This window comes from Neobacillus sp. PVCKKU3, from assembly GCF_058323225.1.
This window is the reverse complement of the sequence record NZ_JBLVQN010000074.1, coordinates 1-11,034: the sequence shown is the minus strand read 5'-3', so window position 1 is coordinate 11,034 and position 11,034 is coordinate 1. Positions and strand designations below refer to the sequence as shown.

Here is an 11,034-nt window from a genome sequence, read left to right as displayed (position 1 = left end):
AACTTTAAAATTATTGAATATTCGATTAATTGGATTATAATTAAAATTAAGTTATTACGGAAATACTGATTTTTTATATGTCCTATAAGTCAATGCTTATAGGTATAAGAAAGAGGGAATCCTATGGACATTGAGCAAATGTATCGTATTTTTTTAACTCTCTCGAAGGATAAGAATTTTTCTAAAGTAGCAGAAAAATTACATATATCCCAGCCTGCTGTCAGCCAACATATTAAAAACCTAGAAAAGTTGTACAATGTTCCATTATTTATTCGCTCCAAGAATATTTCCTTGACTCCTGCAGGCGAAACATTAGTAACCTATGTGGAGAAAATTCTCTCATTATATGACGAATCGTTCCTCGCCACCCAAGAACAGCAGTCTAGTAATAACCCAATCAAAGTGGGGACAAGTTTAACGATTGGTACATATTTTCTTCCGAAAATTATTTCCCAGTGTAAGAGGTATATGGAGGATAATGTTATTCAAGTGAAGGTTGGGAGAACGAAAGAAGTTATTGGAAAACTATTAAATGATGAAATTGATGTGGCACTTGTCGTTGAGGAAATAAAGATGAATTCGCTGATAGAAGAACCATTCGCGGAAGACGAGATTGTGTTAATCCTCTCACCGGATCATCCTTGGGCGCAAGACAATGAATTAGGGATCAAAGAGCTGCTTGAGGCCAATTTCATTATTATGGAGATTGGTTCTCATAAGCTTGCGGAGAATACATTTAGACAGCTTGGGATAGAATTTACCCCCTCGAATTCGATGGAAATCGGAGATACTGAGGCAATGAAACGGACAGTAGAAAATGGGTTAGGAGTAGGAATTGTTTTCTACTCGGCTGTTAAAAATGAAGTGCAAAAAGGTACTCTAAAAGTCATGAGAATTTCCGGACATACTATGCTGCAAAAATTTTACTGGGTGACAAAACCCACCCTTTCTGCGAATAAAAATGTCGATATGTTTAAGGAAATCATTTTTTCTAAGAATACACATGTTGCTTCTGGCTAAAAAAATTAATTAGGATTTTTAAATATCATTAATAATTAGAACCAACAAATAGCACTGCTTTTACATCGTCTTTAGTCTTTTTCTTCCTAATCTAAAAAGCTGGATACACTAGACGTATCCGGCTTTTTAGATTTATCAATATCTTACTGAATTTATATTGAAGACTTATCATTATTGCAAGTTAAAGAATACCTGCCCATCCATGAGTTCTTCGTATCGAAGCTGTGCCTTTTCTCCGGCTTTTACAAGTCCAGCAATATACCCTTCTTTTTCATTTCCCACGTACATTTCAAATGAAAAATCTGGATCAGTTGTACCATATGCATCACCAGAATAGATGTCCCCACCCTCGCTGACCATCTTAAAATTCATGATTCCATCAATGTTAAAGGATAAATCTTGTGTTTTTGATTCAGTGAATTTTACTTTCGCTTTAACCAATACCCATTCATATCCTTCTGGAGCTGGCTCATTGAATTCGTTCATTGCTTTTAATTTTTGAAAAGCTGCGTCACCACGAGTGACTTCCTCCATCGTTAAATCAAATTTGATGGGAAATGACTCTCCTGCATCATTGTACAATTCATCATCTACGGTTGCCATTTTTTGAAATGGTACTGGGTTGGTGCGAGAACCTTGTTTTGATACCGTTTGCTCTTGTTTCTTTTCTTCATTCTTCTTTGGCTGCTCTTGTTTTGCGGCGGCTGTATCCTTGACTGCGACATCTTTCGTGTCTTGCCCGCATGCAGCAAGTGCTAGAATGATTGCTGAGGATACTAAAAATAAACCCATCTTTTTCATGACTGTTTCCCCTTTTCTATTTTTTGTCTAATGCATCCGGATAAACGATTTGGTCAAATACGTTTTGAGTCGCCTGGTCTTTAATGTTAATGGTCACTTTATATTCTTCCGGCTTCACTCCATTAAATAATTCATACATCATCCCTGACATCCCGAGACCCAGTGCGGCGAATCCATCAAAGCTGTTTTCGTAAGCTGCTTTGTCTACGATGAGAGTAAATTCAGAGAAATCATCCTTGTAGGTTATGTCTTTAATAGATTGAAAATCTTTACCGCTTTTGGTGTCATTGATCGTTTGGATGACAGTCGTTTTCATTTCCTGCATCATTTCTTTATGCTTCGATTTTGACATTTTGTAAGTGACCGAACCGTCAGCATTTTTCTTTGCTGTAATACCATCTTTTTGGGCATTTGCCACTACTTCGTCAACGTTTTGATCTTCAAACATGCTGGCCGGCAAAGTGATTGTGACACTCAATAGTCCTTTATCAACATTCACGGCCTCACTTTTTGTTTTTTCTGCTTCCTTAGGTTGTTTGTCTGTTTTTTCAGCTGAACATGAAACTAAGAATAGCAACATAGCCGCTAGAAAAAGACTGGTCAATTTTTTCATGTTTTCTCTCTCCCCTTTTAAATTATGATTTTAAAAAAATTAATTAGATTAACAGATAAAGAGGGACAATCTCTTTATAGCGAATTTATGAATTCAAACCTATCCAATTTCATCCCTTTCCACTAAATTTCCAACCTGTTTCCATTTTAACGCAAAAGAAAAAAACAGGCTTACCATAAATGGTAAACCTAATAAAAACTAAGAATTCCCGAATCAATTCGCTGCATGTTGAACTCACGGTCATGTTGTGAAGCAGCCAACTGGCCTTACTTCTCATAATGACCGGGGTCCATAGCTTACTCAAAAGTTCGGGCGTTATGAACCCTCCATATCTACCGGGAAGAACCCTCTCTAAACTGTTCAGGCGTTAAAATCCTTCTTATAACTACCGGGACGATCACCTCTTCGACAGTTCAGGCGTTATGAAGCCTCCATATCTACCGGAACGATCGTCTCTTCTACAGTTCGGGCGTTATGAACCTACCATAACTACCTGGACGATCGCTCCTTCTACAGTTCGGGCGTTATGAACCTTTCTATAACTACCGGGACAATCGTCTCTTCAACAGTTCGGGCGTTATGAGCCTACCATAACTACCTGGACGATCGCTCTTTCAACAGTTCGGGCGTTATGAACCTCTCATAACTACCGGAACGATCGGTTCTTCAACAGTTCGGGCGTTATGAACCTCTCATAACTACCGGGACAATCTCTCTTTCAACAGGTCGGGGGTTATGAACCTCTCATACTACTGGGACAATCGCCGTAAGAAACTTGGCACGTGGCAAAAGTCCCCCTTTTTTTTCCAATCCACTCGTACGGACACGTCACCCCGAATAAACATAGTATTGAAGTAGCCAATTAAAATATTGGAGAATGGAGTGATTTATATAAAAGGGGAGCAAAGCACTGAAGCAGTAAAGAAAACCGCCTCAATGTGGTGGAAAAAAATCGCAAGGAATTTTGGTATTTCCTTTATAGGAGCCATTTTCACAGGCTTTATTTTTGGGCTTTTATTGAGATTGGTAATGGGAATCATTGCGTTTTTCTTCCCGCATATGGCGAGTGGATTCCATTTTTCCGGAACCTTGATGATCGTAATATTAGGAATTGCCGTAACACTAGCCAACAGTATTATTTACACGATTATTTTTCAAACCTCAAGAATGAGGTTGGGTCTGAAGGGATTTTACTTTGGGTTGCTTAGCTTAATAATTTTTGGAACCCCTTTGTTTTTGTCAAATCCAAACAATGAATTATTTGGACCTCAAGCCCCGTTAGGCATCTCTTTGTTTTCAGTATTGTTTTTTATTGGGGCTTTTCTTCTTGTATGGTCCATCAAACGTATAACCAAATGGATCGAGAATTCAAATGGCAGGCTGAAACTTGCTTATATAAGCTTTACCATTCTAGTCATACCCGCAGTCGTCATGCTGGTCACTATGATTCTTGAGATTTTTTATGAAATGATCCCACAGATCATCGAAAACTTTTCAAGGTAATTAGGAAACAGTATATCTGGTTGTCTATTGACACGGATTTTCTGAGTTGAATGGATTTTTATCTCATTCTAGTAATTGATAAGTGGACCTCATTCGCAAGTTGCAGAACCTTATCCGCAAGTTGCGATACCTCATCCGCAAGTTAGCGCTCGAAAATATCCCCCATCCAATGGCTGGGGGATTTACCTTTTTCTATCAGGACTAATTCTCAAATTGCTTGTCTTCCCATGGTCTAAAGGAAAACGGAATTCCGGCCTTTTTAGCCGTCAATTCATCATAGGAAACTAAATCCTTTTTTGACAACTCTTTTAAAGAGCGTTTTCCCATTGCTCTTAATGCCATTTTCATTTCTTCAGTACAAGCTGATAGGAATTTTTCCGCTGTTTTTTCCCCGTCTTCGGTTTTAAATTGATCCTTGAACTTACCGTCATACCAAATTGCTTGCGTAGGTGGTTCAAATGGTAGGGCATTCAATACTTGATCGTGGGCAAGAGCAAACAACATGGCCGTGCCTACATATACAGCGTCGGCTCCGAGTGCAAGCACTTTTAAGAAATGTCCGGGGACTAACATGCCTCCTGATACGATTAAACTAACTTTTCCCTTCAACTTTCTTTTTTCTAGATGGTTCACAGCTCTCACTACAGCATGTAATGTCGGGATTCCAAAGTCATCAAATAATATAGGCGGTGCCCCGTGCATAGCTGCCTGTCCGCCGTCAATGGTAATAAAGTCAACCCCCATAAAGAGTAAATGATCAAGATCTTCTTCTATTTTTCCACCTGCGCCAATTTTGACTCCTATGGGGACTCCACCTGATAGTACCCGAAGTTCATCCACAAGTAGTTTTAAATCTAGCAATGTTTGATCTTCGAAAAAGTTTTCGTTAATGACTGCTTCTTCATTTTCCTTAAGTCCCATTACTTCACGAGCACGACCTGTTAACCTTTGTGGCGGAATTTTTTCGCCCATTCCCGCTAAAGCGCCCTGTCCTAATTTTATTTCAATCATATCAGCACGCTTCAATAAGTGTTCTTCCTTTGCCCAATCTGTTTTAGCAATTTGTAAAATATACTTCCCGGCAGCGTTTAACTCTTCGGGCAGAATTCCACCTTGACCAGAGTTAATCGCAGTTCCTGTCTTATTTGCTGCCTTAGCCAAAGAAAGTTTAGCTTGTTCACTAAGTGAAATCCCAAAGCCCATTCCACTGATCATCAATGGAATTTCAATTTTCATTGGTTTTTTTGCCTTTGGTCCAATGGTAACGGTGACATCCACCTCATCCACACCATCAATTGGAAATGGTGACGTTTGCGCTGGGATAAAAGTAATCGGCTCCAAATGCGGCCATTTTTTTGCAGAGCCGCCGAGCGGGCGAAAAAGGACAGTTCCAGTTTCTGCCCGTAAGCTATTTTCTAGCACATTTTGAATGCCCATATGCCTGAGGCCTGGTATCAGTTCCATAATATTTTCTTGATAACTGTCAGATAAAATAATTTTACCAGCCATTTTCACTATTTGTTTCATCATCCAGCGCCAACCAATGAGCATGAATAGAAACACGACAAATAATAGGGACATTAGTGCAAAAGTCAAATAAAATAAAATGTTCGCCATAGTCAGTTCTCCAATTGTTTTTCTTCCCATGGATCAAAGGAAAACGGAATTCCCACCATTTGGGCAGTCAATTCATCATAGGATACCAGATCCTTTTTTGATAATTCTTTTAAAGAACGCTTACCCATTGCTCTTAATGCCATCTTAATTTCTTCTGTACACGCCGTTAAGAATTTCTCCGCGGATTTTACCCCTACTTCAATCTTAAATTGATCCTTGTATTTCCCTTGATTCCAAACAACTTGTGTCGGCGGTTCAAACGGAAGGGCATTCAATGATTGCGGATGTGAGACGGTAAATAACATAGAGGAGCCTAAATACACAGCATCGGCTCCAAGGGCGAGCACTTTTAAAAAATGCCCGGGTACAAGAAGTCCGCCAGAGGCAATTAAACTAATCTTACCTTTCATGTTTCTCTTTTCTAGATGATTAGCAGCCCTGACAATCGCATGCAGAGTTGGGATTCCAACGTCGTCAGCTAAAATAGGGGGAGAACCGAGTGTTGCTGCTTGTCCTCCATCAACCGCAATATAATCAACACCCATATAGATTAAATGATCAATATCTTCTTCAATTTTCCCGCCCGCCCCAATTTTTGTGCCAATAGGAACACCACCTGTTATACTCCGAAGCTCGTCAACAAGTTCTTTCAGGTCATCCAGCGTTTGATCTACAACAAAATTATCATATATCACGGCATCCTCGTTTTCCTTTAACCCCATTAGTTCACGGGCACGACCCGTTAAATTTTTTGGAGAGATTTTCCCGCCTGTGCCGAATAATGCGCCTTGTCCCAACTTAATTTCGATCATATCGGCCTGCTTAATTAATTCTTCCTCTTTTGACCAATCTGTTTTGGAAAACTGTAAAATATATTTTCCACCGACTTTGAGTTCCTCAGGCAAAACGGCCCCCTCTCCAGAATTAATAGCGGTTCCAACATTATTCGCTGCTTGTGCCAATGAAAGTCTCACTTCCTCACTTAGTGCAATCCCATAGGCCATGCCGCTGATCATTAACGGGATTTTTATTTTCATCGGTTTTTTTGCTTGGGGACCAATGGTTACTTCTACATCAACATTTTCTTCACTATCAATCGGAAAGGGTGATGTTTGGGCAGGTATAAAGGTAATCGAATCTAAATGCGGCCATTTTTTTGATGAGCCAAGCGGACGGTGGAGAACATCGCCTGTTTCTGCCCGCAAGCTATTTTCAAGCATATTTTGAATGCCCATATGCCGGAGCCCGGGCATCAATTCCATCACATTTTCTTGGTAACTGTCTGTTAAAATAATCTTTCCCATTTGTTTTACCATCCGTTTCATGAACCAACGCCAACCAAAAAGCATGAATATAAAAATGGTAAAAACAAACGCAACCATTCCAAAGGTCAAGTAATATAAAATATTCGCCATTGTTATTGCTCCATAATCTGAAAAGTTTCAACCAATACTAGTATATTCCAAAAAATGCTATTTCTATAAATATCATGATGATACTAAGAAAATATTGGAGTAGGCTTTAAAAACCATATATTTATAACAGAAAAAATATCATAATAAAAAATAAAAATTTATTGATTATCAATAAATTTCATGTTACATTCACATTAACAATAAATATGAGGTGCTGTTTATGAAACAAGTCTCAACACTCTTTTTAAAGATAGCTGTTATTCTTATTGGAATCCCAGTTCTTGCTTTATGCATTTTTTTGGTGCCTGAATTAGGAAATCTTGCAGCAAAGTTGCTTCCAGGGTTTGATGCTATAAAATATCTCGTCTTCATCGTTTTTTACGCATCGGCGATCCCTTTTTACTTTGCTTTGTATCAGGCTTTCAAACTTTTACGCTATATTGACAAAAATATTGCTTTCTCCGAACTATCTGTAAAATCTTTAAAGAAAATCAAACAATGTGCGATTACCATCAGCATTTTGCATGTGCTGGTCCTACCGCTCTTCTACCTCTTCGCGGAGAAAGACGACGCCCCGGGTGTCATCTTTGTCGGATTGGTTGTTCCTTTTGCTTCCATGGTGATCGCTGTCTTTGCAGCGGTTCTTCAAAAACTGTTAAAAGAAGCGATTGATATTAAATCTGAAAATGATTTAACGGTCTAGGTATGTATTACATTTAATTTGTGAGGTGTTTTTTATGAACCGATGGGCAACTTTTTTCCTAAAAGGAGTAATTATTCTTATCGGAATTGTCGCACTTGGTTTGTGTATATTTTTGCTGCCTGAGATCGCCAGTAGAGATGCAGAAGCTCATCCAGAGACTGCTTACTTGCAATATCCCTTTTTACTAGCTGCTTATTTATTCTCTACGCCCTTTTTCATTGCGTTGTATCAAGCATTTAAACTTTTAGTTTACATTGATAAAAACAATGCTTTCACGGAATTATCTTTAAGGGCATTGAAGGTAATCAAACGTTGTGCGATTACCATTATTGCTTTTATTGCAGCTGGAATCATATCTGTCGTTATATTGAGTGCAGGTACAGGTGAAGACATAACAGGTATTATAAGCTTGGGATTTATGCTCACTTTTGCTTCAAGCATAATCGCAACCTTTGTTGGCGTCCTCCAAAGACTTGTAAAAGTAGTCGTAGATATAAAATCTGAAAATGATTTAATAGTGTGAGGTGAAAACATGTCGATCATAATTAATATTGATGTGATGCTGGCTAAAAGGAAAATGAGCGTAACAGAGCTTTCGGAGAGGGTCGGAATTACGATGGCTAACCTCTCTATCTTGAAAAATGGAAAGGCCAAGGCCATTCGTTTTTCCACTTTAGAGGGTATTTGCAATGCATTAGAATGCCAGCCTGGAGACATTTTAGAATATAAAAATGATGAGGGAACTAAAGAATAAAAGACAACAAATTTCTTCAACGCCAAGTCTGCAAACTGTATCAAGTAAAAGCGAAGGCAGCTTGGTTGTCCGCCTTCGCTTTTACTACAAAAAGGAATTAGAGAATACTATTTAATATGAATCTTGGGAGTGTCTGGCACCAATTCCATCCTCATTCTGCCGGTTGGCAGGTTTTCTTCTCGTTCAGCTAGTTGCAGCAATAGTTTCATTCTCTTTAATGGCTAGTTTTATTTTGTATAATTTCATATAGAGAGAACAGGTAAAATTTTCTTAAGAAAATATAATATGGAGTGGAAAATATGCGAATTGGATTGATTGGGCTTGGCGATATTGCCAAAAAAGCCTACTTGCCGGTTCTTTCCGAAAAGGAAGGAATTGAACTCGTGCTTTGCACACGTAACGCTAATACTCTGAACACCTTGGCCCAAAAATACAGAATCTCAGAAAAAGTTCAGACAGTGGACGAACTCATTGCAAAAGGAATAGATGCCGCTTTTGTCAGCACCGCAACCGAAGCTCATTTTGAAATCGCAGAAAAAATACTAGAGAACGGAATCAATTTATACGTAGACAAACCGATTTCAATGAATTTCGAGGAAACCGAAAGAATCTTCAATCTGGCAAAAGAAACTGGCAAAATCGCAATGGTCGGCTTTAACAGGCGATTTATCCCAAGAGTTAAAGAACTCAAGGAACACGGGAAACCTAGTCTGATCATCATGCAAAAAAACCGCTTTGCAGCCCCTGACTATATCCGCCGCTTTGTTGTGGAAGATTTTGTCCATGTGGTCGATACACTTAGATTTTTAATGGGTACGGAAGTTAAAGATGTCAAAGTGGAGTACATGAGGAACGGGGAAATGCTAAATCAATTGGTCATTCAGCTTATCGGCGATGGCTGTACCGCGATTGGAGTCATGAATCGTAATGGCGGGGTAACCGAGGAAATCATTGAATATATGACCAGCCATGATAAATATGTCGTCAACAGTCTGGTGAAAACAACCCACTATCATAACAAAGAAATAATTGTGACCAAATTTGGGGACTGGGAGCCGACCCTCTATAAGCGCGGTTTCTATCAAATCACCAATCATTTTATCGACTGCGTCAAAAACAATAGGCAACCCGAACCGTCCATTGAGGATTCCTTGCTTACTCATAAAATTTGCGAGCAAATCGTAAAATACATAGATCCCGAGGCTTAATAAACCAAAACCTTCCCCGCCTTGCCCACAGACGGGGTTATTTTTTCGTGAAATTCATGTTGAATAGCAAAGAGCAGACTGGAAAACAGCATCATTTGTTATTAACCGATTCTCCCCCGTTACGTGAAAAGAAATTCCATGCATAAACTGTCAGTTTTCTAACCAGAATTGCTTGTTTCAGACAGTGTTTTTTTATTCTGCCATATTTTTTTAATACACCCATACCATCATAGAAGCAATGCCTTTTTCTTGAAAATGTTTGGCAGTAGCTGAAACCAATTGTCTTCCTGGTACCAAATCCTCTACAGGCCTGTTAGACTAACAACTAAAATCAAAAAGGAGAGATTTTTCAATGAAGCTCGATATCTACGTTAACTATCGAGGAGTTTGCGAACAGGCTTTTCGGTTCTATGAACAACATCTCGGAGGCAGAATAACATCGATGATGGCTTTTAAACAACTGCCAGATCCGACGAACGTTCCAGAAGGTCGGGAAAACGACATACTGCATGCTACCATCGAGATTGGGGACACGGTGCTAAGGGGAGCCGACATCCCGGGCGCTGAGCCTATGAGGAGTGTCTATCTGACACTCAGGGTTTACAGTGCAGAAGAGGCTGAGAGGCTTTATACCTTGCTCTCTGAAGGAGGAGAAATCTTTATGCCCATGGAAGAAACCTTTTTCGCTCTGCGTTTTGCTCAGCTGAGGGACAGGTTTGGAACGTCATGGATGCTCCTGTGTGAGCATCAGTCCACAGAAGCCTAGTCTATTCGGATGAAGTCCACATCCTTTGCTTCTTTGGTTAACCTCACCCGTTCAATTCAATATCGGCTGCTTTTTTTTGAGCAGCCGAACGTTCTTTCAGAAATGCCCTCATTACTTTAAATACAATACTTCACAATCTTATTTACACCTCAAAAAACTCAATCCCTAAATGTGTTGAACATGCAAAAAGACGCCTTCTTATTTAAGAAAAGCGCCCGACTGTTGAACAATGAAATATGCGAAAGATCTCTCTGCAAATACGTTCTAATTTAATTGACTAACACACCCGTTTAGCCATCCATAAAGCAGGAAAAAGAATTATGGTGCTTTAGGACCAATCAACGCCACCCCAAGAGGATTGCAACTTTCGCAACAGAACAATTTGGCCGAGATGATACGTATCGTGCATCATGATATTGCTGAGTAAACGCTCGATAGAGTATCTGTTAGCTGCATACGGAGCTTTTAACTTTTCATCGTCAAGTTCCGCAATGACCGTTTTTAATTTATTCATGACTTCATTAAGGCGCTGCACTGTCTGGGCCCACCCAATTTCGTCTTCTGGATCCCCCGGATTTCCAAAGGTTTCTTCATTGTCTTCTGCCTTATGCGGATTCTCTGTGCCCTTAATTCG

General features: G+C 39.4%; 13 protein-coding genes. 8 read left to right on the top strand and 5 right to left on the bottom strand.

All coding sequences use genetic code 11. From position 1 onward, the window contains the following. Positions 1 to 123: 123 nt before the first annotated feature. Complete coding sequence (locus tag ACNQGS_RS28505; RefSeq protein WP_491490319.1) at positions 124 to 1,020, top strand: LysR substrate-binding domain-containing protein; 897 nt, start codon at positions 124 to 126, stop codon at positions 1,018 to 1,020. 171 nt (positions 1,021 to 1,191) lie between these two features. On the opposite strand, the gene ACNQGS_RS28500 is transcribed toward ACNQGS_RS28505, so the two are convergent. After that, positions 1,192 to 1,821 (bottom strand): hypothetical protein, encoded by a 630-nt coding sequence (locus ACNQGS_RS28500; RefSeq protein WP_491490318.1) that lies wholly within the window; start codon positions 1,819 to 1,821, stop codon positions 1,192 to 1,194. Between the two features lie 16 nt (positions 1,822 to 1,837). Further along, positions 1,838 to 2,434 (bottom strand): hypothetical protein, encoded by a 597-nt coding sequence (locus ACNQGS_RS28495; protein ID WP_491490317.1) that lies wholly within the window; start codon positions 2,432 to 2,434, stop codon positions 1,838 to 1,840. A gap of 882 nt (positions 2,435 to 3,316) precedes the next feature. On the opposite strand from ACNQGS_RS28495, the gene ACNQGS_RS28490 reads away from it, so the two are divergent. Then, positions 3,317 to 3,937 carry a hypothetical protein gene (locus ACNQGS_RS28490; RefSeq protein WP_491490316.1) on the top strand — a complete coding sequence of 207 codons (621 nt, stop codon included), beginning with the start codon at positions 3,317 to 3,319 and terminating at the stop codon, positions 3,935 to 3,937. Between the two features lie 201 nt (positions 3,938 to 4,138). Here ACNQGS_RS28490 and ACNQGS_RS28485 read toward each other — a convergent pair whose 3' ends face one another. Together ACNQGS_RS28485 and ACNQGS_RS28480 are read right to left on the bottom strand one after the other, a co-directional pair. Next, positions 4,139 to 5,554 carry an FMN-binding glutamate synthase family protein gene (locus ACNQGS_RS28485; RefSeq protein ID WP_491490315.1) on the bottom strand — a complete coding sequence of 472 codons (1,416 nt, stop codon included), beginning with the start codon at positions 5,552 to 5,554 and terminating at the stop codon, positions 4,139 to 4,141. A 2-nt stretch (positions 5,555 to 5,556) separates the two neighbouring features. Beyond that, on the bottom strand, positions 5,557 to 6,969 hold the full coding sequence (locus ACNQGS_RS28480) for an FMN-binding glutamate synthase family protein (protein WP_491490314.1): 1,413 nt from the start codon (positions 6,967 to 6,969) through the stop codon (positions 5,557 to 5,559). A gap of 220 nt (positions 6,970 to 7,189) precedes the next feature. Here ACNQGS_RS28480 and ACNQGS_RS28475 point away from each other — a divergent pair, with 220 nt between their 5' ends. From ACNQGS_RS28475 to ACNQGS_RS28450, 6 genes are all read left to right on the top strand, one after another. Beyond that, a complete protein-coding gene (locus tag ACNQGS_RS28475; protein ID WP_491490313.1) occupies positions 7,190 to 7,672 on the top strand; it encodes a DUF2975 domain-containing protein in 483 nt (160 codons plus the stop codon). Positions 7,673 to 7,706: 34 nt separating this feature from the next. After that, the gene (locus tag ACNQGS_RS28470; RefSeq protein ID WP_491490312.1) at positions 7,707 to 8,195 is read left to right on the top strand and encodes a DUF2975 domain-containing protein; all 489 of its coding nucleotides are present in this window, start codon (positions 7,707 to 7,709) and stop codon (positions 8,193 to 8,195) included. Between the two features lie 9 nt (positions 8,196 to 8,204). Then, positions 8,205 to 8,426, top strand: coding sequence for a helix-turn-helix domain-containing protein (locus ACNQGS_RS28465; protein WP_491490311.1), 222 nt, complete (start codon positions 8,205 to 8,207; stop codon positions 8,424 to 8,426). Beyond that, the gene (locus ACNQGS_RS28460) at positions 8,407 to 8,541 is read left to right on the top strand and encodes a hypothetical protein (protein WP_491490321.1); all 135 of its coding nucleotides are present in this window, start codon (positions 8,407 to 8,409) and stop codon (positions 8,539 to 8,541) included. Before ACNQGS_RS28465 ends, ACNQGS_RS28460 begins: the two co-directional genes overlap by 20 nt. Positions 8,542 to 8,725: 184 nt before the next feature. After that, positions 8,726 to 9,634, top strand: coding sequence for a Gfo/Idh/MocA family protein (locus ACNQGS_RS28455; protein ID WP_491490320.1), 909 nt, complete (start codon positions 8,726 to 8,728; stop codon positions 9,632 to 9,634). Between the two features lie 352 nt (positions 9,635 to 9,986). After that, positions 9,987 to 10,400: a VOC family protein gene (locus ACNQGS_RS28450; protein WP_491490310.1), complete on the top strand. Its 414-nt coding sequence runs from the start codon at positions 9,987 to 9,989 to the stop codon at positions 10,398 to 10,400. Positions 10,401 to 10,728: 328 nt separating this feature from the next. Here ACNQGS_RS28450 and ACNQGS_RS28445 read toward each other — a convergent pair. Next, the coding region (locus ACNQGS_RS28445) for a DinB family protein (protein ID WP_491490309.1) at positions 10,729 to 11,034 on the bottom strand (306 nt) is incomplete at its 5' end.